General features: G+C 50.7%; 17 protein-coding genes and 1 pseudogene. 12 read left to right on the top strand and 6 right to left on the bottom strand.

Annotation, left to right across the window (positions count from 1 at the left end):
• Positions 1–191 precede the first annotated feature (191 nt).
• A complete protein-coding gene (uspA, locus tag BN2591_RS15485; protein ID WP_007369617.1) occupies positions 192–629 on the bottom strand; it encodes a universal stress protein UspA in 438 nt (145 codons plus the stop codon).
• 453 nt (positions 630–1,082) lie between these two features.
• On the opposite strand from uspA, the gene uspB reads away from it, so the two are divergent.
• The gene (uspB, locus tag BN2591_RS15480) at positions 1,083–1,421 is read left to right on the top strand and encodes a universal stress protein UspB (RefSeq protein WP_017458289.1); all 339 of its coding nucleotides are present in this window, start codon (positions 1,083–1,085) and stop codon (positions 1,419–1,421) included.
• 60 nt (positions 1,422–1,481) lie between these two features.
• On the opposite strand, the gene pitA is transcribed toward uspB, so the two are convergent.
• Positions 1,482–2,978, bottom strand: a complete 1,497-nt coding sequence (pitA, locus tag BN2591_RS15475) for an inorganic phosphate transporter PitA (protein WP_020455636.1) — start codon at positions 2,976–2,978, stop codon at positions 1,482–1,484.
• A 229-nt stretch (positions 2,979–3,207) separates the two neighbouring features.
• On the opposite strand from pitA, the gene BN2591_RS15470 reads away from it, so the two are divergent.
• On the top strand, positions 3,208–4,410 hold the full coding sequence (locus BN2591_RS15470) for a BaiN/RdsA family NAD(P)/FAD-dependent oxidoreductase (RefSeq protein WP_086872847.1): 1,203 nt from the start codon (positions 3,208–3,210) through the stop codon (positions 4,408–4,410).
• 71 nt (positions 4,411–4,481) lie between these two features.
• On the opposite strand, the gene BN2591_RS15465 is transcribed toward BN2591_RS15470, so the two are convergent.
• A complete protein-coding gene (locus BN2591_RS15465; protein WP_086872845.1) occupies positions 4,482–5,318 on the bottom strand; it encodes a DUF1796 family putative cysteine peptidase in 837 nt (278 codons plus the stop codon).
• Positions 5,319–5,992: 674 nt separating this feature from the next.
• Between BN2591_RS15465 and BN2591_RS15460 the strand changes: the two genes are divergently transcribed.
• Positions 5,993–7,414: a hypothetical protein gene (locus BN2591_RS15460; protein ID WP_086872843.1), complete on the top strand. Its 1,422-nt coding sequence runs from the start codon at positions 5,993–5,995 to the stop codon at positions 7,412–7,414.
• A 129-nt stretch (positions 7,415–7,543) separates the two neighbouring features.
• Here the strand turns inward: BN2591_RS15460 and BN2591_RS15455 are convergent, their stop codons facing one another.
• Positions 7,544–8,248: a GNAT family N-acetyltransferase gene (locus tag BN2591_RS15455; protein WP_086872841.1), complete on the bottom strand. Its 705-nt coding sequence runs from the start codon at positions 8,246–8,248 to the stop codon at positions 7,544–7,546.
• Positions 8,249–8,779: 531 nt separating this feature from the next.
• On the opposite strand from BN2591_RS15455, the gene BN2591_RS15450 reads away from it, so the two are divergent.
• From BN2591_RS15450 to BN2591_RS15420, 7 genes and pseudogenes are all read left to right on the top strand, one after another.
• Entirely contained in the window at positions 8,780–10,705 is a 1,926-nt protein-coding gene (locus tag BN2591_RS15450) for a type VI secretion system Vgr family protein (RefSeq protein ID WP_086872839.1), read from the top strand.
• Positions 10,705–11,124 (top strand): DcrB-related protein, encoded by a 420-nt coding sequence (locus tag BN2591_RS15445; RefSeq protein ID WP_017458296.1) that lies wholly within the window; start codon positions 10,705–10,707, stop codon positions 11,122–11,124. The genes BN2591_RS15450 and BN2591_RS15445 overlap by 1 nt, the downstream gene beginning before the upstream one ends.
• Positions 11,125–11,126: 2 nt before the next feature.
• Positions 11,127–15,659, top strand: coding sequence for an RHS repeat-associated core domain-containing protein (locus BN2591_RS15440; protein ID WP_086872837.1), 4,533 nt, complete (start codon positions 11,127–11,129; stop codon positions 15,657–15,659).
• Entirely contained in the window at positions 15,656–16,282 is a 627-nt protein-coding gene (locus BN2591_RS15435) for an imm11 family protein (RefSeq protein WP_086872835.1), read from the top strand. The genes BN2591_RS15440 and BN2591_RS15435 overlap by 4 nt, the downstream gene beginning before the upstream one ends.
• Before the next feature lie 244 nt (positions 16,283–16,526).
• Positions 16,527–16,733 (top strand): SMI1/KNR4 family protein, encoded by a 207-nt coding sequence (locus BN2591_RS24760; RefSeq protein ID WP_244173015.1) that lies wholly within the window; start codon positions 16,527–16,529, stop codon positions 16,731–16,733.
• A 373-nt stretch (positions 16,734–17,106) separates the two neighbouring features.
• A pseudogene (locus BN2591_RS15425) lies at positions 17,107–18,395 on the top strand (RHS repeat-associated core domain-containing protein); the annotation flags it as partial.
• 9 nt (positions 18,396–18,404) lie between these two features.
• On the top strand, positions 18,405–19,031 hold the full coding sequence (locus tag BN2591_RS15420; protein ID WP_086872831.1) for a hypothetical protein: 627 nt from the start codon (positions 18,405–18,407) through the stop codon (positions 19,029–19,031).
• Between the two features lie 667 nt (positions 19,032–19,698).
• On the opposite strand, the gene BN2591_RS15415 is transcribed toward BN2591_RS15420, so the two are convergent.
• Entirely contained in the window at positions 19,699–20,286 is a 588-nt protein-coding gene (locus BN2591_RS15415; RefSeq protein ID WP_086872830.1) for a DUF4291 domain-containing protein, read from the bottom strand.
• A gap of 609 nt (positions 20,287–20,895) precedes the next feature.
• Here BN2591_RS15415 and BN2591_RS15410 point away from each other — a divergent pair.
• Positions 20,896–21,369: a hypothetical protein gene (locus BN2591_RS15410; RefSeq protein WP_228007795.1), complete on the top strand. Its 474-nt coding sequence runs from the start codon at positions 20,896–20,898 to the stop codon at positions 21,367–21,369.
• A gap of 354 nt (positions 21,370–21,723) precedes the next feature.
• Complete coding sequence (locus BN2591_RS15405) at positions 21,724–22,701, top strand: AEC family transporter (protein ID WP_086872825.1); 978 nt, start codon at positions 21,724–21,726, stop codon at positions 22,699–22,701.
• Positions 22,702–22,718: 17 nt separating this feature from the next.
• Here BN2591_RS15405 and BN2591_RS15400 read toward each other — a convergent pair whose 3' ends face one another.
• Complete coding sequence (locus BN2591_RS15400) at positions 22,719–23,513, bottom strand: SDR family NAD(P)-dependent oxidoreductase (RefSeq protein WP_086872823.1); 795 nt, start codon at positions 23,511–23,513, stop codon at positions 22,719–22,721.
• Positions 23,514–23,628: the final 115 nt, after the last annotated feature.

The following is a 23,628-nucleotide window of genomic DNA, read 5'->3' as shown; positions in this document are numbered from 1 at the left end:
TCTTGTTGAACTTTTGCAGTTGCCAGACCGCAAGCTGTTTTAACAAATCAAAAGGGGTTTTAATAACTGGCTTAAAGCTGAAAGCTTTCCGGAACCCCCAGCCTAGCTGGGGGTTTTCTATAGACAAAAAGCCCGGCCGCATTGCGCGGGCCGGGCGGTATTTAGCCTAACGTTACGCCGTTAGCGAAACATCAGTCTTCTTCTTCATCCCGCAGGGGAACAATCAGCATATCGACGTGCACGGTGTTAATAAGCTGGCGCGCGGAAGACATCAGTTTGCTCCAGAAATCCTGATGGTGGCCGCACACCACCAGATCCATATCGTATTTCTTAATCGCATCTACCAGCACTTGCCCCAGATCGCCGCTGCCGCTCAGGGTTTCAGTAATCGGGTAGCCCGCGTTGGTGGAGAGCTCTGTCAGCGCCTGATGTGTTTCGTCGGAGATACGTTTTTGCATATCACCGAGGTTAACGTCGATAAGCCCAGTGTAAAGATCGGAATAGTTCACATCGACATGAATCAGGGAAATTTTCGCGTTGTAGGGTCGCGCCATGGAGACCGCTTTCTCAACCAGCAATTTGCTTTCGGGGGAGAGATCGACTGCGATAAGGATATGTTTGTAAGCCATAGTGTTACTCCTTCCATAAGTTGTCGATGACCATCGGGGTTAAAACCCCCTGATGCTGTTGCACTGCGCCCGCATCCTGCGTTTTACGTGAGCGTAGCGCCCGGCCTTAAAGATCTCTTTGAGAAGATATTTGTACCTTATAACGCTCTTTTAGCACCGTCAATCAACCTGGATCACGATTCACTTAAGCAATATTTACAGCCAGATGCATTGATGATGCTGACGCTTGTGGCAAAAAAATAAACTGATCTCCTACACTATAAATAAACCGTACGGAAAACAGACGGTGTCCCCCAGTTGCCTGGCGCATGGAAGCGAAGCCAATTGCGGGACACCGCCTGTGTTGTCATCCCGTTCGGCGTTTGGTAATACTCTTCGTTGTTTGGCTTGGTTGGGTATCCGGGAGCGAGGGTCCAGGAGCGAATCTCTGTGGGCGGTCGCCGGGGAGGGGATATGGTAATCAGCACTGTTGCGCTGTTTTGGGCTTTGTGTGTCGTATGTGTGGTTAACATGGCGCGTTATTACTCATCGCTGCGCGCGCTGTTAGTGGTACTTCGCGGGTGCGACCCTCTACTTTATCAATACGTGGACGGTGGCGGCTTTTTCACTTCCCACGGTCAACCGAGCAAACAGATGCGGCTGGTGTGGTATATCTACGCACAGCGTTATCGCGACCATCATGACGATGAATTTATTCGCCGCTGTGAACGTGTACGCCGTCTGTTCATTTTAACCAGTTCGCTCTGCGGTCTGGTGGTGGTGAGCCTGATTGCACTGCTGATTTGGCACTGAATTGAAACCATAAAAAAACGGGCCAGCAAGCTGGCCCGTTTTTGTCGCGTGCGAAACGCGTTAAATCAGATGCAGCGCCAGCCAGTACAGCACGCCGGACAGAATAATCGATGCTGGCAGGGTGAAGACCCAGGCCATCAGAATATTGGTCACGGTTTTACGCTGCAGGCCACCGCCGTCGACGATCATCGTCCCGGCAACAGAAGACGACAGCACGTGTGTAGTGGAAACCGGCATCCCGGTGTAACTCGCCAGACCAATAGAAACGGCGGCTGTCATCTGCGCGGACATGCCCTGCGCATACGTCATGCCTTTCTTACCGATCTTCTCGCCGATTGTTGTCGCCACGCGACGCCAGCCGATCATCGTACCCAGACCTAACGCCAGCGCGACGGCCATGATTATCCAGATTGGCGCGTACTCGATGGTGCTCAGCATATCGCCTTTCAGCTTTTTCAGCAGACGCTGGTCGTCAGCGCTGACTTCCGGCTGCTTCGCCACCTGGTCGGTGATATCAGACAGGCAGAGCATAATGCGACGTAACTGGCTGCGTTGTTCCACCGGCAGTTTGTCGTAGCTTTCAACGTTGGTCAGCATCGTTTTCGCGCGATCCAGCGCCATAATGGCGCGGCCCGGATGGCAGTGGAACTCACCCGGTTGGGTGGCCACTTCTTCCGGCGTTGGGATGAGCGGATCGATACCGGTAACTTTTTGCAGCAGCGCCGGATGTTGCTGGAAATACGTTTCCACGTTGTTGACGGCATCACGCGTACGAGTGATGTCGTAACCAGAGGCATTCATATTGACCACGAAGCCCGCAGGCGCAACGCCAATTAGCACCAGCATGATCAAGCCGATACCCTTCTGACCGTCGTTCGCACCATGCGAGAAACTCACGCCAATCGCGGAGAGGATCAGCGCGATGCGCGTCCAGAACGGCGGCTTTTTCTTGCCGTCGATTTTCTCGCGTTCAGCAGGGGTCATATGGATACGCGCACGTTTTTTCGTGTTGCTCCAGTAACGACGCAGGATAAACACCAAACCGCCAGCGAAGACCAGGCCTACGATCGGTGAAACGATCAGCGAAGCGAAGATATTCAGCACTTTCGGGATGTTTAACGCGTCCACCACCGAGGTGCCGGTCATCAACGCATTGGTTAAACCAATACCGATAATCGCGCCAATCAGGGTGTGGGAGCTGGAAGCCGGCAGGCCCAAATACCAGGTGCCCAGGTTCCAGATAATAGCGGCCAGCAGCATGGAAAAGACCATCGCCAGACCATGCGCAGAGCTGACATTCAACAGCAGATCGGTGGGCAACATATGCACAATCGCATACGCGACGCTCAACCCACCCAGCAAAACGCCGAAGAAGTTAAACACCGCTGCCATCACGACCGCCAGCTGAGAACGCATAGCGCGTGTATAAATGACTGTTGCTACGGCGTTCGCTGTGTCATGGAAGCCGTTAATGGCTTCATAAAACAGAACAAAAACCAGAGCAAGCAAGAGTAACAGCCCGGTATGAAGATCCAGGCCGGCAAACAAATGTACCATAGGTCGTTAAGCCATTTTGAGGACATGAACGCGGCGCATTATCAGGGACATTGGCAGCGTCGGCAAAGTGAATTATGTATTTTTTTTGACATTATTTCTTAAATTAAACTGCGATTTTAAAATTAATTTATATTTTTCAATACCCTGTTACCTTTCGCGCGTATTCACGCTGGTGCGACCAGCATGAACTCTTTACAATCCGCCACGATTTATTAATGAGGGTGCAGTTGTGGAAAAGTTTGATGCCATTGTTATCGGCGCCGGTGCGGCGGGCATGTTCTGCGCGGCGCTGGCCGGGCAGGCGGGTCGTCGGGTGTTATTGCTGGATAATGGCAAAAAACCTGGCCGCAAGATTTTGATGTCCGGCGGTGGACGCTGCAACTTTACTAACCTTTATGTCGAACCTGCGGCATATTTGAGCCAGAACCCGCATTTTTGCAAATCTGCGCTGGCGCGCTACACCCAGTGGGACTTTATCGAACTGGTCGGTAAATACGGCATCGCCTGGCATGAAAAGACGCTGGGTCAGCTTTTTTGCGATGATTCGGCGCAGCAAATTGTCGATCTGCTGGTGGCCGAATGCGAAAAGGGCAACGTTATCCAGCGCCTGCGAACGGAAGTGCTTAGCGTTGAGCGCAACGACGATGGCTTTACCTTGCAACTCAACGGCGACAGCGTGCAGGCGAAAAATCTGGTCATTGCGTCCGGCGGTTTGTCGATGCCAGGGCTGGGTGCCTCGCCGTTTGGTTATAAAATCGCCGAGCAGTTCGGTTTAAAGGTGCTGCCAACGCGCGCCGGATTAGTACCGTTTACCCTGCATAAACCGCTGCTGGAGCAGATGCAGACGCTTTCCGGCGTTTCGGTGCCATCGGTGATCACCGCTGAGGATGGTACGGTTTTTCGCGAAAACTTGCTGTTCACCCATCGGGGATTATCCGGTCCGGCCATTTTGCAAATTTCCAGCTACTGGCAACCCGGTGAATTTGTCAGCATCAACTTACTCCCCGATGTCGATCTGGACGGCTTCCTCAATCAGCAACGCGATGCGCACCCGAATCAGAGCCTGAAAAATACGCTGGCGATGCAGTTGCCAAAACGGCTGGTGGAGTGCCTGCAACAGACGGGGCAGATCCCGGATGTCACATTGAAGCAGCTCAATAGCCGCGAGCAGGAGAATCTGCTTGCGCTGCTGACGAACTGGCGCGTGCAGCCGAATGGCACCGAAGGTTATCGCACCGCGGAAGTGACGCTCGGCGGTGTCGACACCCATGAATTGTCTTCCCGCACCATGGAAGCCCGCAATGTGCCGGGGCTGTACTTTATTGGTGAAGTGATGGATGTCACCGGTTGGCTTGGCGGGTACAACTTCCAGTGGGCGTGGTCGAGCGCCTGGGCCTGCGCACAAGCCTTAGCGGCGAAGCCCTCTGCCTGAGCCCGCGTTGCTGAGTAAAAAAGCCCTGTCCGGGCTTTTTTATCGCCGGCGAAACGCTAACGTCTCTTTTGTTACAGCGGCACACCTGAACCAGTGGAGACGAGGGCGCTTTCAGGAAAGGTGTGGCGCTTGCTGAGACTGTATTTGTCCACGGTTTCGAACATCTCAGCGAAAAGCGCATCATCTTTCTTCGCCCAGAAGGTATCCAAATCATCTCCGCCCCATATCTCGTGGGTATGGCATACAAATTCAAGCAAACCATTCTCATGCGGCGTGAAGTCGATACGTTTAGCGCTATTTGCCGCAATAATGTGTTGATAAAAAAGCACGATCTTACAGTCGCAACCTTGCGTGTTGTACAACGACAGGAATTCGTTGAGATGTTCCCGTAAAAGAGAAAGATCGGAATGCTCGGTGATTCGGTGATGATAGAGAAACACAAAATCTTTTTTGCCCCGATATTGTAGCTGGCGGGAAATGCGGCGTTGAAATGCGCGGCTGTCTTCTTTAATTCTTAACGGATCATGATGGGTGAATTCAAAACCCAGCATATGCCTTTCGCTGTAATGCCCTACACATTTTTCATAAAACGTCGAGCGCACAACGGCATGCTCGCCATCCGGGAAATGTTGTAAATGCTCTTTTTCCAGTAAATGGCGATAATCGTCTTTTTCCATTTGCAGAATATATTCAATATTCGAACGCCCGGAGGAAAAAACCGAGCTAAAGGATTTTCGGTTATGTCGGCGGAGAATATCATCAGGAAGGCAATTCTCACCCAATGAAACCCAAAGTACTTGCGAAGTGAAATTATTGCGATATTTCCATTTCTTATGCAGGTTGCGCATCGTTCTTTTCAGCGATTTGAGGTTATCTCGCACGCGTTGTTTAATGGCTTCGCCTTTCATCAGGGGCACCTCATGTTGTTATTACACCATTCCAAATAAAGCGATGAGTCACCTTATCGCTGCTGATTTTTATCTATTTCGCTGCCTTTTAATGTATGCGCAGAGAGAAGATAACTTCTTGTTATATTTAGTGTTGACTGGCGCAGATTTGCTATTCTGCGTAAGTGTCGTGAAATAAAGAAATTCGCTTTACTGACAGTGGTCAGTAAATTACGGGCATATGAGTGACAACCGCTATTACGTGCGCTTTGCGGGTATTTAAAATAAGAAACGTTGTTGATGGCCAGGTGATAATTATTTCTTCTGCAACCTAAAAAATTATGCCAGCCATAATCATAGAGTTAGGTCATATACATGATATATCCTAAGTTAAGCTCTTCATTAAGAAATTCCTCACGGCGCAATGCATTAGCGCCATGAACAGGAGATGAATTTGATATAAAGACTCACACGCCGTTACATATTTTACACTTTGTCTTGTCTTAACCCCTCATCAGGAAAATCCCAAAATAGCCCGCCCGACTTGATGCAGGTCGCGGAATGAAAATAAAGCCGCGTCAATTTTTCATCGAGCAGACTGTTTTTACGCCTTTAATGTTTATCGCCATCTGCCGATAACGTCAGTACACCCTCTGTTGCGCAAAGACTGAAAATACTTCTGACAAGGAATGAGAATGAAAACCGGCATGTTACTTCTGCCTGCACTGCTGGCCGTCGCTGTTAGCGCACAAGCCACTGATTACCCTGAAATCCAGGGCAAAAAAATCATCAGCAACACCGTAAACCCATTATTGATGATGCGCGTGAATGACCGCATTTCCGCCCTCAACCAGCTCGTTTTCAGCGACGGGCAACACATTAATCGCTGGGATGGTTTTGATTGCACTACCAACAAAGCGGTAAAGCTGTACTGGGAAATGCTGGATGATAAAGAGGAGGTGATTCGCCGCTTCTACGGCGACAGCTACGACCGCTACGCGGAGCCAAAGTCCCAAAGCGCGCTGGATGATATTGCTAAAAATCTTTGCCAGTCTCCCCGGCTGAAAAACCCGGAGTGGGTTTATATCGAGAAAAAGTCGAAATACGACACGCCAATCCTGCTGGATACGGCCTCTGTATTGCGGGTTAATGAGTTGCTGATCGCTAAAATTGGTTTTGAATACAGCGAGATCACGTTCGATCCGCCGTATGACGCGCCCTACGATTTGAAACTTGAAATACATGCCTATGATTGCCAAACCCAACATGACAAGGTCATGGCCGGTCTGGATATCACGCCAGAAGGTTATGTCTCGGACAGCCTGACCGGTAAACCGGCAGAGCGTCGTGCGGACACATTTGTCAACACACCGGCCACCGACGCTGCGTTCAAACAGCTTTGCGCCATGAGCACGCCGACTGCGTTTAAAGGGGAAGGGGTGTACGTTCCGTCAACGAAGAAAAAGCGCGTCTCCACCCTCCTTGGCCCGATGCTGCCGGATTTCACCAATAATGCACCGCAGTGGATGGCCCAGTTCCCGCTTCCGGCCGATCTCGAAAAACAGGCGGTACAAATTGTGAACCCGTGGGCTACGCCGCGCTTTAAAAAGCTGACATGGGACATGCAATGGGGTGACAACGAGGTGGTTCCCATGCAACTGGATGTGCAACCCAACGGGTTAATGCTGTTGCTGGAAAACTACAAAATGTTTAAAGCGCAGCGCCTGACGCTCGGTAATCTTGGGCAGTTCAAAGGCGGCACCAGCATGAGTTATGCGCCAACGGTGGTTAAGCAATTACAGACCAACCTGCGTTTCCCGTTGCATCAGGGGCAGACATTTACGTTTGATACCGTTTCGTCGAAATCAAACAAAGACGATAAGAACACGGTGATTAATCGCCGGTGCGAAGTAACCGGCAGTGATGACGCGCGCCAGATCAGCAGTGCGTTCAGCGGGCGTTACTGGAAAGTCTCCTGTGAAACGCAAAGCGACAGCGGCACGATAAAAGAGACGCGGGCCTGGCTGTCAGATTTGAATGTCTTTATACCGTTAACCGAGTGGGAAAAAGGCAAAGAGGTACCGGTGAAAATGACCAATGTTGCGGTAACACGCTAATTAAACGTAAACCTGAGCCGGCTGGCTCAGGTATAACCGTTAGTCAGACCGTCTGGCGGCAATGCAGAGTACGCAGAAGCGTTATGCCCAAGTGCCATGCGTTGAAACAGGAATCAACGCATGGCGCTATCAGTAGCGGCGGAAGGAAGAGAGTTTATGCAACTGGCGACCGCGACCGTCAAAGTTATCCTCGTTCAGCCAGCCGTTCATCATTGAGGAGAGCCCCGGCCATTCGCGCACGGTAATTGAAAACACCGTAATATCGCTCAGCCGTCCTTTACGGATTTTCTTCTCGCGCAAAACCCCTTCTTTCACAAAACCAATGCGTTCCGCCGAATGAATGGCGTCCGCGTTATAACTGCCGGTGCGCCATTCACATCTGCGGTACTTCAACTGGTCGAAAAAATAAGACAAAACAAGATAAAGACTTTCGGTACTCATGCGGGTTCTTTTCATTAACGGCGTCCAGTTAACGTCGCCAATATCGAAAGAACCATTTTCCTGATCGAATTTCCCGGTATAGAAAATGCCTTTTATTTGCTTATCAGCTTTATCTTGTACCGCGAAATAGATTCTGTCAGGGCGTGAAGCGAGATTTCTGAGATAGGCATAACATGCGGTCATATCTTTCGGCCGGGGATCTTCAAGATAAGTCCAGTCCCGGTCATCATCAATACTTTGCCATTCCGGAAAGAGATCTTCCGCGTGATCCACGACAAGCGGTACAACGTCGCAGTAACGGCCTTTAAGCGAAATTTTTTCTGGCAGCGGGCGTTTTGTCCAGTCCTGGATTTCCTGACCAATGCGCTGTCCATACTGATTAAAAAATTCCATTATCCCCTCCTGATTATTACGAATTTAATCCTGCTTAACTCTTATTAAATGGGTGTTAAATGGCAATGACGTAAAGAGCTATATTTTATCGGCATATAATTATGAGACTTTATATAATCACGCAAATAATATAACGGCGGGTGTTTTAAAAACTTATACTGCTTTTCATCAGGCGTGTCTGCGCTTTCGCGTGAAAGTGGGAGAATAATCGCGAAACAGGTATTGCGTAATTTAACTTAGCGCTTTTGAATAACACGGTCGCAACAGCACCATAGCAATTTAACGGCATAAGATTTGGCCTAAGCGTCATTTTTTCGCGATTATTCAGCGTCTGCTTGTAAAAAAATGACTCTTTTTTTAGTAGGTTAATCGCGGATTAGGATAATTCCTGGCATTTCTTGTCGCGAAAAACCAGACAATATTGATCTTTTTGTTTACAGCAATCGTGCGGTAGCTTTTTTCCAAACCCGTAACGTTAAACTTCTGGACAGCACCCGGAATCGTGCATGTCCCTACGTCAGGATCCGATTTATGAGCAATCGAATTACTGTTCAGTTACCCGTCGAAGGACTGCTTTTCTGGAAAATCTCCGGACGGGAAGCGCTGTCCGAAGCCTTCACCTTTAACCTGCAGTTGCTGGGCACCGACGCGCGAATGGACCGCAGCACGCTGCTGGGTAAATCGGTGACTGTCGCTATTCCGACACAAACGTTGACCGGCGCGCCGCGCTACCTTAACGGCAAAATCACCCGCGTGGCGGTGAGCGCCGTTGAGCTTTCCGGCACCCGCTACGCGGTGTATCAACTCACCGTGGAACCCGATCTCTGGCCGATGAAGCGCGACCGCAATCTGCGCATCTTCCAGGGGCAGACAGTCCCGCAAATCGTGAAAACCCTGCTCGGCGAATACCAGGTCAACATTGAAGACAAACTGACCGGCAGCTACCGCACCTGGGACTACTGCGTGCAGTACCAGGAGAGCAGCTTTGATTTCATCAGCCGTCTGATGGAGCTGGAAGGCATTGCTTACCACTTCCGCCACGAAGCGGACAAACACACGCTGGTGCTGACGGATGCGGCGACGCAGCATGATCCGTTTAGCGGTTACGAAACCATTCCTTATCACCAGACCCATTCCGGCGGCAGTACCGACGAAGAGGGCATCAGCCAGTGGGCGCTGGAAGATAGCGTCACGCCGGGGCTTTACAGCCTTGATGACTACGATTTCCGTAAACCCAACGCGTGGCTGTTCCAGGCGCGGCAAAACCCGAGTTCACCCACGCCGGGCACCATCGATGTTTACGACTGGCCGGGGCGTTTTGTTGAACACGGTCACGGCGAGTTTTACGCCCGCATCCGCCAGGAACGCTGGCAGGTGGAGCATCAGCAAATTGAAGGCACGGCGACGGCAATTGGCATTGTGCCGGGCAGTACGTTCCAGTTGACCAATGCGGCGTTCTTTAACGACAACGGCGAATATCTGGTGACAGCGGCGAACTACTTTTTTGAAGAGAATCGCTATGCCAGCGGCGCCGACAGCGAAACCATTCACCGCATTGATTTCAGCGTTATCCCCTCATCGGTGGTGTTCCGCCCGGCGCAGCAAACCGCGTGGCCGCGCACGTACGGCCCGCAAACTGCGCGCGTCGTTGGCCCGCAGGGGGAAAGCATCTGGACGGATAAATATGGCCGCGTAAAGGTGAAATTCCACTGGGACCGGCTGGCAAAAGGCGATGACACCAGCTCCTGCTGGGTGCGCGTCTCCAGCGCATGGGCCGGCCAGGGCTTCGGCGGCGTGCAAATTCCGCGCGTAGGCGACGAAGTGGTGATCGACTTTATCAACGGCGACCCGGACCGGCCGATTATCACCGGACGTGTCTATAACGAAGCCAGTATGCCGCCGTGGGCGCTGCCCGCTGCCGCCACGCAGATGGGCTTCCTCAGCCGCTCAAAAGACGGCTCGGTGGATAACGCCAACGCCCTGCGCTTTGAAGACAAAGCGGGCGAAGAACAAGTGTGGATCCAGGCGGAGCGCAACATGGATACGCACGTCAAAAACGACGAGACACATACCGTCGGCGGTTCACAGAGCGTGAGCGTCACCCGCGATTACACCGGTTCGGTTGCAGGCAAACACACCCAGGCAACACAGCTCTCACACGAACAACTGGTCGGCGGCGGCTTTACACAAATGGTGCAAGGCCCGCTGGTACAGGCTTCTGATAACAGTATTCAACTGGTGGCGGGGCAATCGGTGCTGACACTGGGCGCGAACGGCACAGTCACGCTGAAATGCGTGGACTTTCAGATCGATGCTATCGGTTCGGGCGCTATCAACACTGCGGGCCTGCTGGATTTAAACCTGACAAAACCGACAAAAGGTGAAGATGCGCAACCCACCATTGCGCAGATCCAGGCGGCGGTTAAAGCGGCATTTAATCAAGGGACGGATAAATAATGGCGACGGCGCAATTTGTACTTTCCGAAGGCGAACTCACGCTGCCGGATGCTTATCAGGATCGCAGCATTAACGTGCTGAAATTCAAAGAGAACAACGCCACACTGGTGATCACCCGCGCGTGGGATATCAAACCCGGTGACGAAGAGAGTTTCCTTAACCAGCAACTGGCGAAAGTGAAACGCAGCATGCGCAAAGTGGTGACGGGTGAAACGCAGGACAGCACGGTTGCCGGTCAACCTGCCCGTGAGGTCTCGCTGCGTTTTGAAAACCAGGGCGCGGTGATCTATGAAAAACTCGCCGTGACCCGCATTGACGATCACCTGCTGGTGCTGACGCTCAGCCGTACCATGCCGTTTGATACGGACGCCGACGCGTTCTGGACATCCATCCGCACCGGTTTACAGCTGAGGGCGTAAGGATGACGGATTACATCGCGGCCCGCATTGAAGACCCGCTGGTTCATAGCTCTGCGCTGGCGGATCTGGTCAGTGGGTTGGTAGAAGGGGCGATTGTCCTGGGGATTATGTTCGTCGCCGGAACGGGCATTGGCGCCGTGGTGGGCGCGGTGGCGATTGGCGCACTGATGGTCAGTGGCACGCTGGGTAAAATTGGCGATGCGGCCGGGAAAATGGTGGACTCGCTCATCGACCCCGGACCGCCGGATGCGCATATCGTATCCGGCTCGGACGATGTCTTTATCATGAAAAAAAACGCCGCACGCGCCGCCGCGACGGTGGACAGGAACTATTTAGAAAACCTTGCCGCTGCGCCTGCCGATGAGAGCATCGACTGGGCGGCCATCGGCATGCTAGCCCTTGCCGGCGCTGCGGCGGTGATGAAAACCGCCCTCAATCCGAGTGCGGCGCTGCTGGCGGTTGCCGAACGCGCCAGCCATCTCACGCTCGACGACATGAAAAAGTGGGGCTCCAACCTGTGGGAAGATTTGACGCAGCCGATGGTGGAGAGCGCCGATCCGCATGCCACGCCGATGCCGAAAGATAATGTCGACTGTAAAAAAGGGCACATGGTCACCAGCAGTAACTTTGTCGCCCAGGGCTCCAGAACCGTTTTAATCAACAACCAGCCAGCCGCGCGCAACGGCGAGAAAAGTACCTGCGAAGCCGAAATCAAAGTCAAAGAAGATCCGCGCGTGCGCATCGGCGGCGAAACCATTACCGTGCGCGACATCCGCAGCGGCAAAAACCAGCTCGCCTACCTGATTGGCAACCTGCTGGGGAGCCTGGGAATCGGCGCGCTGTCGCGCCTGATCAAAATGGCCTGTGAGCGCCAGCTTATTCGCGGTCTGCTCAAAGAGATCATCTGCCCGCTCGGCGGCATGGCCGTTTCACAGGTTGTTTCCGCCGCAGCCATCAGCGCAGTGAATACCGCTTTCCCGGTGAATATTCCTACCGGCGCAAAAGTCCTCGCCAAAGAAGAGGATCTCGATTTTGTGCTGCCAGACCGTATGCCGCTTTACTGGCAGCGCATCTATCACAGCCGCAACCGCGCCACCGGCATGCTCGGCACCGGCTGGATGCTGCCGTTTGAAACGCGATTGCTGCGTCTGGCCGATAACCAGCTGATCTTCCGCGATATGAGCGGGCGCGAGCTGGGGATGGGCGAAGTGCTCAGCGGCGATATGGTTTTTTATCCGCAAGATGGCCTGAAGCTGTTTTGCAGCCCGAACGGGGCGATGGTGATTCAAACCGGTGACGGCGAGCAGCAGATTTATGAGCCGGACCCAACGCGACCCGGCGAGTGGCGCATGCACCGTCTGTATGATCGCCATGAAAACGCTCACTATTTTAGCTGGAACGAACAAGGTCAACTGGCGCGTATCTCCAGCGATAACGAAGCGCTGGATGTGGAACTGGAGTACGAAGCCGCGTTCGGGCGGCTGCGTGCGGTTTACCAGGTTTGCGGTGGCGCGCGCCATCTGCTGGTGTCCTATCGCTATAACGAAAAGGGACAACTGATTGCCGTTACCGACGCCGATGATATCGTCACCCGTCAGTTCGGCTGGGATCGTGCCAGCGATATGCTGGCCTGGCACGGCTTTGCGACCGGCTTAACCGTGCATTACCAGTGGCGTCCCGCCGCCGACTCCAGCCACTGGCGCGTGAGCGCCTATCAGGTGCATGACGAGCAAGGCGCGGTGCTGGAAAACTGGCGTATCGACGCCGATGAAACCCAACGCTACGCGCGCGTCAGCAATGATGAAGGCGTGGTCAGTGAGCACCACTGGGATGCGCTGTACCGCATCACGGACTACACCGATGTGTACGGCGGCAACTGGCAATTTAGCTGGTCGGGCAAATCCGAGCAGCCGCTGGCCGTGATTCAGCCGGACGGCGGGCGCTGGGAATATGCGTGGGACGATCGCGGCAACATGACGCTGGAGCGCGATCCACTCGATCGCGCGACGCTGAAAACCTGGCATCCGCTCTATGATTTCCCGCTGACCGAGGTGTTACCGGACGGCGCAAGCTGGCGCTACGAATACAACCTGGCGGGCGATGTGGTGTCGTTGACCGATCCTGAAGGGGGCGTAACCCGCTTTGAGTGGAACGACCAGGGCGATTTACTCCGCCGTATCGACGCGCTGGAAAACAGCCACCGCTTCTGGTGGGACGCGCTGGGGCAACTGATCCGCGAAGAGGATTGCTCCGGTAACCTGAGCCGCCGCCAGTATGACGATGCCGGTCGGCTTGTGCTGACGACCGACCCGCTTGGCAACACCGAACGCTATATCTGGAGCCCGGCAGGCCGCCTCAAAACGTTCATCCGCGCCGATGGCCGCGAAACCCTTTTCAGGTACAACAAAGCCGGGCTGTTATGCGGGCAGAGCGTAGATGGCGTCAGCGAGCGGAAAGTGACGCTTAACGCGCGCGGGCAAGTGACAGAAGCCATCGATCCCGCCGGGCATGTGACCCGTTTCCGCTTTAACCGCGCGGGTCGCCTGGTGACGCTGACCAATGCCAACAATCAGCAATGGCGCTTTGATTACACCGCCACCGGTTTACTGACCCGTCAGTATGATTACGCCGGACGGCAAACCGATTACCAGTACAACGCTCTGCAACAAGTCGCCACGCTGGTGCGTCACCCGGTTAGCGGAAGCAACCTGCCACCGCAGGTGATGAACTACGAATATGACGCGCTTGGCCGCATGATTGCGCGGGAAACCGAGCAGCACCGCACCGAGTACCGCTATAGTGAACTGGCAACGGAAGTGCGCCGCTATGTCTACAGCGAGTGGCGTCAGGCGGCGATTGATATGCGCGAGCCGGAAAATGCCGAAGTGATTGTTTTCCAGCGCAATAAGCTTGGCGATCTGGTTAGCGAAGAGAACCATGCCGGCAAATTTGAACATCAGTACGACGCATTAAGTAACCTCAGCGCCACCACATTCCCGGGCGGGCGGCAGATGCAGTACCTGCGCTACGGCACCGGGCATCTGCTGGAGATGCAGCTCGTGTTCGGCGGCAAAACGCTGCCTATTACCGGCTATCAGCGCGATAAACTACACCGCGAAACGCACCGCACGCTGGGCGCGCTGGAGCTGGAGACGCAGTACGACATCGCCGGACGCATCACGCAGCGCCGCTGCTTGGACAATGTGCGCGATCGGCTGGTCTTCGAACGCCGCTACCAGTGGGATCGCGCCGACCAGATTATCCGCCAGATGTACACCGACGGCGCGCCGCCAACGCCTGCGGAGAAATACCGGCAGTCGCTGTGGGGCTACGACGCGGCAGGGCGCATGACGCAAAGCATCCAGCCAACCGGTGAAGAACGCTTCTGGTATGACGCGGCCGACAACCGCACCACGCCGGATTTACCGCCGGTGTGGGACAACCTGCTGAAACGCCTGGAGGGTGTGCGCTGGGAGTATGACGGTTTCGGGCGGATGACTGAACGCCACGACAGCCATCGCGGCACGGTGCAGCGCTTCAGTTATGACGATGAACACCGCATCAGCCAGGTGATAATTGAGGGCGACGCGGAGTTCACCCGGGCCGAATACCGCTATGACGCGCTCGGTCGCCGCACGGAAAAACAGGTGTGGCGACGCCATACCCGTAAAGCGGAACGCACGCAGTACGCATGGTCGGGCCTGCAGATGGTCGGCGAGTGCAGCGACAGCAACCCGGACGCGGCCGTGCAGTATGTCTACACGGAAAACAGCTACGAACCGCTGGCCCGCGTCGACAGTCGCGGCGGGCACGCGGACGTGTACTGGTATCACACGGAGCTGAATGGTCTGCCGGAAAAAGTGACCGACAGCAGCGGCGAAGTTGTCTGGCAGGGCGTTTCCACCACCTGGGGACGCAGCGAGCGGGAAAACTGCACAGCGGACTGGGATGTGCCGCAGAACCTGCGCTTCCAGGGCCAGTACCTCGACCGCGAAACCGGACTCCACTACAACACCTTCCGTTACTATGACCCCTGCGGCGGGCGCTACACCCAGATGGACCCGATAGGGTTACTGGGTGGGCTGAATACGTATACGTATGTGGTGGATCCGCTGGGATGGGTGGATCCGTTGGGGTTTAGCAGTTGCGTGTTAGGTCGTAACATGGGAGCACGGAGTGGCGATGGCATGGCGAACCATCACCTTATCCCGGAAGAACTGATAAAGGATAAAAACTTCAAGCCAATTTTTGAAAGACTTCAAAAAATTGGCTGGAATGGCGACGGTGCTTCAAATGGAATTTTCTTACCTGGATCTCAAGATTTGGCAGGGAAAATAGGCCTCCCTGGCCACTGGTCTAATCATAATCAGTATACCGCTGCCGTCAGAGGCCGATTAACTCAACTTGCAAGTCAGGCAAACAGGATGAGTGATACTCAACTGGCTCTGGGTGTAAAAAATATTCAGGATTGGGCAAGCAAAGGTCTGGAGTCTGGTATGTTTAAAATTGATCCGAATACTGGGAGATTGTTATGAATAATACAACTGAACAATTTTACGTTATGGAGTATTTGCCAGATGATGCGGGTTCTCCGTACTTTATGGATAAGGAGTGGTCCCCTGAATTGCCGGACTATGATATTTTTACTGCTCCGCCAGGTGCAACTGACTTTTCTTCGGCATATCGTCTAAGAGCGAGTACCACACACCTTGATGGTGATTTTCTGGTTAATGATAACCTCGTTTCATTTGATTTTTTGAAACTATGTGACGAATCTCAGGTACGCAGCATTCATATTCCTGTTGAGGTCTCACTCCTTAAAAAGAAACAACCTAAGAAAAGATATTATTTGTTTTTTTTACTGGATTATATTGAGATTCTTGATAAAGAAAAATCTAACTATACGATTTCTCAGGACATTGAATCAGGTTTGCTGAACACGCCAGAAGCTCGAGGACTTGATAAAACATATTATGACACGATTGATTTATTTATAGTGAGAAAAGAATTAAAAAATAATCTCTTTTTCTGTCAGGAGTTATCAAAACCTGTATGCTCAAAATATTTTAAAGAACGGTTTGAGATGTTTAATTTAAAAGGAATTGCATTCAAAGCTATTGATGAGAATTTTAAATATGATGCCTGGGCTGGTTGGTGATTATTAAACAACAATATCTCGAATACTTTTAGTATTACAAATGGTCGCTTTGAAAATTTTTTAAAAGCGACCTGGCCAACAGAACAGTAGGTTACCCGATTACAATGAAGAGAGTAGTGTAGTGGAATTCTGCATTGATGTGCCGTTACATGGATAAAAAGGTGTTGCGGAGCCACTGTTCCGCTCTGACGGGTAAAATAACTATTATGAAATAAGTGCTCCAGGTCTACCGGGAAATTAATCTATGAATGATGACTTGTTCTTGAAAATCGCACAGGCAAGTGCGGATAGCGGTGAAGCCCACTATGGTAGCGGACCTGCAACAGAAAATTTAATCAGCTCTTATGAAGCATCTTTAGGTGCCCCTTTTCCCGAATCTTATAAAACGTTTCTCAGACAGTATGGAATGCTAATGTTCAATGGTCTGTCATTTTATGGAATATCAAAATAGAGGCTATCAGCTAATTCTGCACCCGACGTTAAGTATGTAACCTTAGAAGCAAGGAAAGCAGGTGATATAGAACATAATATGGTGAAGGTATTATCTTCAGGTTATGGCCCGTCATTTTCTATAGATACCTCCATTAAAAATGAAAATGGAGAGTTTGCTGTAGTAGAAACAGAATTATCATTTAAAAAAATGGAAGTAAGAAAATTGTTGCTTATAGTTTCGCAGAATTATTGCTGCAAGAAATAGAGGCGTCTTTAGAAGAATAAATCTTCTATATGCAGAGCGGGAGGAATAATTCATTGCTCCCGTTTTTCATTATTTAATATCCGCTAAATCCTTATTTTCAGTCCAGCGGCGCTTACTTACAGCCACGGATAACCGCTACCAGTGGGATCGCGCCGACCAGATTATCCGCCAGATGTATACCGACGGCGCGCCGCCGACGCCTGCGGAGAAATACCGCCAGTCGCTATGGGGCTACGACGCGGCAGGGCGCATGACGCAGAGCATCCAGCCAACCGGTGAAGAACGCTTCTGGTATGACGCGGCCGACAACCGCACCACGCCGGATTTACCGCCGGTGTGGGACAACCTGCTGAAACGCCTGGAGGGTGTGCGCTGGGAGTATGACGGTTTCGGGCGGATGACTGAACGCCACGACAGCCATCGCGGCACGGTGCAGCGCTTCAGTTATGACGATGAACACCGTATCAGCCAGGTGATAATTGAGGGCGACGCGGAGTTCACCCGGGCCGAGTACCGCTATGACGCACTCGGTCGCCGCACGGAAAAACAGGTATGGCGACGCCATACCCGCAAAGCGGAACGCACGCAGTACGCCTGGTCAGGCCTGCAGATGGTTGGCGAGTGCAGCGACAGCAATCCCGACGCTGCCGTGCAATATGTCTACACGGAAAACAGCTACGAACCGCTGGCCCGCGTCGACAGCCGCGGCGGGCACGCAGACGTGTACTGGTATCACACGGAGCTGAATGGTCTGCCGGAAAAAGTGACCGACAGCAGCGGGGATATCGTCTGGCAGGGCGTTTCCACCACCTGGGGACGCAGCGAGCGGGAAAACAGCACAGCGGACTGGGACGTGCCGCAGAACCTGCGCTTCCAGGGCCAGTACCTCGACCGCGAGACCGGACTCCACTACAACACCTTCCGCTACTATGACCCCTGCGGCGGGCGCTACACCCAGATGGACCCGATAGGGTTACTGGGTGGGTTGAATACGTATACGTATGTGGTGGATCCGCTTACTTGGGTGGATCCGTTGGGGTTAATGAGCTGTTCTAATGATGCGGCTATTTTAAGGAAAAATATGACTGAGGATGGAATGATCACTCCCGGATATAAAAATTCCGCCCACCATATAGTTATGTCGAACTCCAGCGATCCTCGAATGGTTGCGCTTCGTGCAAAAATGGATGATTTCGATTTGCACTTTAACCATTCTTATAATGGAGTCTTTTTACCTACCAGCTCACAAGATAAACTCCTTGCAAATGCAATTAGCCCTGCACATAGTAAAATACATACTAATATATATAAACAAATGTTTATGATAGATTGATAAATTCTAAAAATGCTGATGAGTTTGTTGATGGCTTAGAAAATATTCGGCAGTTAATATTAAATGGTGAATTTAATTATTAGGAGATAGCGATGATTGAGATGGCTGAATTGCAGAGGTACTATGATAATTTACTTAAAGAACAGAGAACTAAGCACGATGAGTTAGTTTGTGAAGTTGAGAGGAAAACGGATATTATAAAATATTCGGATAATGTTTTGGTGGAATTTTATCCGTATGAAAATGAAATGTATGGTTTAAAAAAGGGTGTTGAAGTAGATAAACCAAATGAAATAGATAAAGATATCATGAGGAATTATTTTGACACCCAAGGTTTTTTAATTATGACTGAAAACGTTTTAGCTGGAGATAGAGTAACAAGTAGAAGTTTTTATTCTTACACAGAGAAATTCGCAGAGCGTATATCATTTCAAAAAATTGGAACGTTTAGGCTCAAGTCCATCGCTCGTGTTTACAAAAGGAATAACAACATAATATTATTTAATAAAGGCACTTTTGGTGAAGGTATTTGGTGCTTTAACTATCGTAATGGTTTATTGGATAATGTGTCTATAAAAGAAAAGAGTGTGTCAGAAAATATTGAGAAAACAAGAAGTATTCAATGCATGTATAATGATGATAATACTCTTATAGAGATCATAAATAGATATGAAAATGGCACTGAGCAAGTAATGTATAAAAGAAAGAAAAGCTCTTAGGAAAAGTGGCAATGTAATATGTAATGCCAGCAAGATGCTGGCCTTAATATTGAATGATGGGGGGGTAATATATGGGCGGAAGTTGTGTCTGTTATTGTTATGGATAACATTAGGGGCTATGAAATCATTTGATTATCAGGCTCATAGATGATGAAGTAGTCTTTTGATTTATCAAAGTTGCTTTGGATACTACGATGATTTCTATTTATAAATGACAGTTCCTATCTAAAAAATCAGTGATTTAGTATACAACAATTATCCCGGGCTGATGTTGATCTGAAGTGCTTATTTATTATTTTTTTAAGTGCAAGAGATTATATGGGTATTTTAAATTATGAAAATACTGCATTCTAACTTACTGAGCGTAAATTTGTTTAGAAATTAATAAGTTTATTGCCTATCATGAATATATTATTTGGTTTTTATTTTTTTTTGCTTTGGTTTTATAAAGTTGCAATCAGCTAAAAATGTAATTAAAGATTCTATTGGCTTATTTTTTTTCTTGAATTTATACAGGATGTATATTGTTTTAATATATTTTGATAAATATAAAACACTATCTTGGAAATAGGTGAAAACAAGTAAGCCACAAGTAACAATCCCCAGCCTTCAGACATAGGGATACCACTCATTACATTAAATCCCAAACATGAGAAACCCACTTCAATTAAATATCATAAACCCGCTCTTCCGGTAACAACTCAAGCGCTTCGCTGATGCGGTCATTTTCTACCAACTCATGAATTTTCGTGGCAAGTTCCGTAACATCGGTAATATTCACAATCCATTTCTGGCAGTAATCGGCGACCGCCTGATTGCGCAACCCTATCTGAATCGTGCGGTGATCCAGTTTGTTCAAACGGATATCACGCTCCGGATCCCACTGGATAACCACATCCGACGCTTTTATTTGGCTTTGCCATTCGGCTTCTTCTGTCCCGGAGTTGCGGTGATGGCTTAATACTCCCTGATTAAGAATTTGCTTAAACCCATCATGGCTCAGATCAACCGCCAGAATCCGGTGCTGATTTGGATCTTTCTTCCCCCAGCCGGAGCGGTACATCATCCACAGAAAAGAGGGTTTTATCCATGTCATACGGGTCATACTGAAAGGCGGGGAGACGAAGGTGCCATGCGCAAGGGCGCTGTCCGCAATGGCATCGGAATAAGCCTGATAAACGCGGATAAAATCGTTGTTGTAGAATGCTCTTAACTGCTTTTCGGCAGTTAATTCATTTGCCTGCTCTTTTTTCATAATTATTGTACTCATCCTACGTGAGAAAAATGGCGGATCAGTCTATCACAGCGCTTAGCGTCGATGTGTGCATGATACCGAAGCCTAAGAGACATTAGCATTCGAATAATCACGTCATTATGCAAACCGCATTCCACCTCCCGTAATGTAACAAATTACATTCAGCATAAAAAAATTTCATCGAGACTTTTTGACAACAGACGAGGTGGCTGATCTTAATTATGCCGCTAACTGTTTTCCATGTGATGTGATTGATAGCATAAGCAATATATACCTGTGTCAGAAATTCCTTATCGGGCTTGAAACGCATGCCACTGATAAACGCGTTTGGAACAAGACGGGCGACCTACCAATAACCGTAGTTTTTATAATGAAAATATAGTGTATAGGATTTATCGTACCTTATTTTATGGACATAACAGCCGCTATTCGATGAAAAAATATTTATAAAAGAAAAGGTAATGTATGCGCTACACTCCTTGGAAAGGCTCATCATTTCCAGCAATGTGATAAAAGAAATTATTCGCATGTAGTAATGATTCATCTGGGATCTATTTAATTTTATATATCGTGCATCAGAGTTGGTTTAAGGGTTACATAAGGATGGTTATGGTTGACTTTAACGCGGATATTGTGAGCTTTATATCATTAGGGAATGTTCATCTTGGGGATTCCATTGATCTTTACCTGGAAGATATTTTTAATAATTACACTGTGGAAATAAAAGAATATGCTCTGCCTGCACCCTCCAGTGAAATCCGCTATGTCTATTCTGTACAAAATGGCACCTTAATAATCACCACCACCACGGATGATATTATTGTTTCAGTCGGCTGCAATGAAAACTATGCCGGTAAATATAAAGATAAATTATATGCCGGTATTACCATGGCAGAGCTTTCTCAACGTAGCAAAGCGCTGCGTATCCTGAACGGTACGCTAATCGTTGACCAGGATTACGGTCTCTCATTTACGCTGCCGCCGCCATACGATGAGATTGCCGATTCCCTTGAGCAAATCCCGCATAATTTATCGCTTAATGAAATTTATGTCTGCGATCATTCCGGCTGGATAAACCAATAATAAGCCTCTGTTGCAAGCTCCGTTAATAATGCTGTCTGAGGCACTTCAGCATTAAGGAAAATCAACGGAGTTTGTTATACCGATATTAGCTACGCCATCAAACCCTGCTGTTACATCGTCATTGCCAATCGTTGCTGCTTGACCAGGCGACAGCGCCTTCAGGCGCATGGGGGCAGCAGAAGAGAGAAGAAAATCAGTCGTTCACTCCAGCGCTGCGGGCGTGGGCTGAAACGACATGTTTTTCAGCGAAAACACTCACGCTCGACGTCAGGCACGCTGACGTCAGTGATACCTTCCCCTATACTGCGGAAAACAAAAGAAAATAACCGCTTCACTACGTTTACAGGGTAAAGAATGGATACGGCTGAATTCTTCGCGCAGCTCGCGCGACAACTGCTGCTCTCTGCACCGCTCTTTTTATTGATTGCGCTGGGATATTGCCTCGGGCGTTTTGCTCACTGGCCGGAATCGGTCAACGAAGGGCTCAACCGCTTCTGCTTTAATGTGGCAATTCCCTGCATGCTGTTCAAAGTGATGAGTAAGTTTTTCGAAAGCCCGCCGGTGGATATGCGGCTGCTGATTGCCTACTTCGGCACCTGTTTTGTCATCTATGTGATTGGGCGCATCGCGGCGAAAAGCGTGTTCCGTATGGACGCGGTTTCTGCCTCGGTGTTTGGTCTGGCGGGCATTTTCTCCAATAACGTGATGCTGGGCATTCCGGTTGCCATTATTTTGCTTGGTGCATCGAGCCTCTCATCGGTGGCGCTGGTGCTGGTGTTTAACAGCCTGATTTTATGGACACTGGTGACCGTGTCGGTGGAATGGGCGCAAAACGGCAGCTTCTCGGTGCGGGGAATTGGCAAAACGCTGGTGAGCGTGCTGCGCAACCCGATTATCATCGGCATCTTCAGCGGATTCGCCTGGAGTTTCCTGATCCATCGTCCGCTCCCGCAATTCCTCGATAGCCCGGTGAGCATGGTAGCGCAGGTCGCCGCGCCATTAACGCTTATTACCCTCGGTATGAGCTTGTCGCGCTATCAGATCCGCAAAGGATTACCGGAAAGTTTGACCATCTGCCTGCTGAAACTGATTTTGATGCCGGCCTTGATTTGGCTGATTGCCTGGGTGCTGCATCTGCCGCGCGAAGAGAGCCAGGTAGTGGTGCTGTTGGGGTCGATGGCGGTGGGGATTAACGTCTATCTGATGGCGCAAAAATTCCAGGTGCTTCAGGGCGCGACGGCGACCAGCATGCTGCTTTCCACCCTGCTGTCGACCGTGACCACGCCGCTGTTTATGATCCTGATGACGCATTTCTATCCGAACTGGCCCTGAGGCCAGCCGGAAAGCCGTCAAACGATATCATCCACCACGCCGCCGTCCACGCGCAGCGCCGCGCCAGAGGTGGCCGAAGCCTGTTTCGAACAGACATAGACCACCATATTCGCCACCTCTTCCACGGTGGCGGCGCGCCGGATAACTGAACTCGGGCGATTCGCCATCACAAACTCTTTTGCCAGCGTTTCCAGCGATTTACCCGTTTTCTCCATCTCCTCTTTCATCATGCCGGCAAAACCGTCTGACAGGGTTGGCCCTGGCAGTACGCTGTTGACGGTGACGCCGCTCCCGGCGACAAATTTCGCCAGACCGCGTGCCAGCGAAAGCTGCGCGGTCTTCGTCACGCCGTAGTGGATCATATCTGCCGGGATATTCAGCGCCGATTCGGAAGAGATAAACACCACGCGTCCCCAGCCTTTTTTCACCATTGCGGGCAGCAACGCACGCGAGAGGCGAACCCCCGACATCACATTGGTCTGCCAGTAATTCTCCCAGGTTTCATCGTCGGTGGCGTAAAAATCCTGCGGGCCGTAAATTCCGGCGTTATTCACCAGAATATCGACCTCACCGCTTGCTTTCAGCAGTGTTTCCACGCCCTGCGCCGTGCCGAGATCGGCAATCGCGGTACGCAGCTTCGCCCCCGGCACCTGTTTTGCCAGCATCTCTTTCGCCTTATTCACCGAGCCTTCACTACGCCCGTTAAGGATCACTTCCGCGCCGCTTTCCGCCAGCCCTTTGGCAATCGCAAAACCAATACCGCCCGTTGAAGCGCTGACCAGCGCGACTTTACCATCGAGTGAGATCTTCATTGTCTGCCCCTTATTCAGTGGATTTCACAAATGCATTAAGGCTAGCAGTTGAGGCACAGATCGCGTTGCCAATTGTTGCTCATAAAGTGTGCGTGTCGGGTTAATACCCGCCGCG

Origin of the sequence: Kosakonia pseudosacchari (genome assembly GCF_900184035.1) — a bacterium.
GTDB lineage: Bacteria > Pseudomonadota > Gammaproteobacteria > Enterobacterales > Enterobacteriaceae > Kosakonia > Kosakonia pseudosacchari.
The sequence above is the reverse complement of the archived record's forward strand: the minus strand, read 5'-3'. Positions and strand labels throughout refer to the sequence as shown.

Bases quoted from the DNA above. Each gene is read 5' to 3' on its own strand.
- uspA (WP_007369617.1), bottom strand. From the start codon at position 629: ATGGCTTACAAACATATCCTTATCGCAGTCGATCTCTCCCCCGAAAGC.
- uspB (WP_017458289.1), top strand. From the start codon at position 1,083: ATGGTAATCAGCACTGTTGCGCTGTTTTGGGCTTTGTGTGTCGTATGT.
- pitA (WP_020455636.1), bottom strand. From the start codon at position 2,978: ATGGTACATTTGTTTGCCGGCCTGGATCTTCATACCGGGCTGTTACTC.
- BN2591_RS15465 (WP_086872845.1), bottom strand. From the start codon at position 5,318: ATGAAAGGCGAAGCCATTAAACAACGCGTGCGAGATAACCTCAAATCG.
- BN2591_RS15460 (WP_086872843.1), top strand. From the start codon at position 5,993: ATGAAAACCGGCATGTTACTTCTGCCTGCACTGCTGGCCGTCGCTGTT.
- BN2591_RS15455 (WP_086872841.1), bottom strand. From the start codon at position 8,248: ATGGAATTTTTTAATCAGTATGGACAGCGCATTGGTCAGGAAATCCAG.
- BN2591_RS15450 (WP_086872839.1), top strand. From the start codon at position 8,780: ATGAGCAATCGAATTACTGTTCAGTTACCCGTCGAAGGACTGCTTTTC.
- BN2591_RS15445 (WP_017458296.1), top strand. From the start codon at position 10,705: ATGGCGACGGCGCAATTTGTACTTTCCGAAGGCGAACTCACGCTGCCG.
- BN2591_RS15440 (WP_086872837.1), top strand. From the start codon at position 11,127: ATGACGGATTACATCGCGGCCCGCATTGAAGACCCGCTGGTTCATAGC.
- BN2591_RS15435 (WP_086872835.1), top strand. From the start codon at position 15,656: ATGAATAATACAACTGAACAATTTTACGTTATGGAGTATTTGCCAGAT.
- BN2591_RS24760 (WP_244173015.1), top strand. From the start codon at position 16,527: ATGAATGATGACTTGTTCTTGAAAATCGCACAGGCAAGTGCGGATAGC.
- BN2591_RS15420 (WP_086872831.1), top strand. From the start codon at position 18,405: ATGATTGAGATGGCTGAATTGCAGAGGTACTATGATAATTTACTTAAA.
- BN2591_RS15415 (WP_086872830.1), bottom strand. From the start codon at position 20,286: ATGAAAAAAGAGCAGGCAAATGAATTAACTGCCGAAAAGCAGTTAAGA.
- BN2591_RS15410 (WP_228007795.1), top strand. From the start codon at position 20,896: ATGGTTGACTTTAACGCGGATATTGTGAGCTTTATATCATTAGGGAAT.
- BN2591_RS15405 (WP_086872825.1), top strand. From the start codon at position 21,724: ATGGATACGGCTGAATTCTTCGCGCAGCTCGCGCGACAACTGCTGCTC.
- BN2591_RS15400 (WP_086872823.1), bottom strand. From the start codon at position 23,513: ATGAAGATCTCACTCGATGGTAAAGTCGCGCTGGTCAGCGCTTCAACG.